Source organism: Ruegeria sp. MALMAid1280 (assembly GCF_049195285.1).
GTDB lineage: Bacteria > Pseudomonadota > Alphaproteobacteria > Rhodobacterales > Rhodobacteraceae > Ruegeria.
The window spans coordinates 1-281 of the sequence record NZ_JBMIRT010000007.1 but is presented as its reverse complement, the minus strand read 5'-3'; the positions used below and the strand labels follow the sequence as shown (position 1 = coordinate 281).

Here is a 281-nt window from a genome sequence, read left to right as displayed (position 1 = left end):
GGCGGTTGCCAGTTCGTCGATATCGCCGAGAACCTCGCCATCGACCGCGCCAAGCAGCTGTTCGGTTGCGAGTTTGCCAATGTGCAGCCGAACTCGGGCAGCCAGGCCAACCAGGGCGTATTCCAGGCGCTGATCCAGCCTGGCGACACCATTCTGGGCATGAGCCTGGACGCAGGCGGTCACCTGACCCACGGCGCCGCGCCCAACCAGTCGGGCAAGTGGTTCAAGGCCGTGCAATATGGCGTGCGCAAAGAAGACAACATGCTGGACTACGATCAGGT

The 281-nt window shown here is 62.6% G+C and carries 1 pseudogene; it reads left to right on the top strand.

Going from position 1 to position 281, the window contains the following annotated elements:
- Positions 1-281, top strand: a pseudogene (glyA, locus tag ACOQFT_RS00035) (serine hydroxymethyltransferase); the annotation flags it as partial.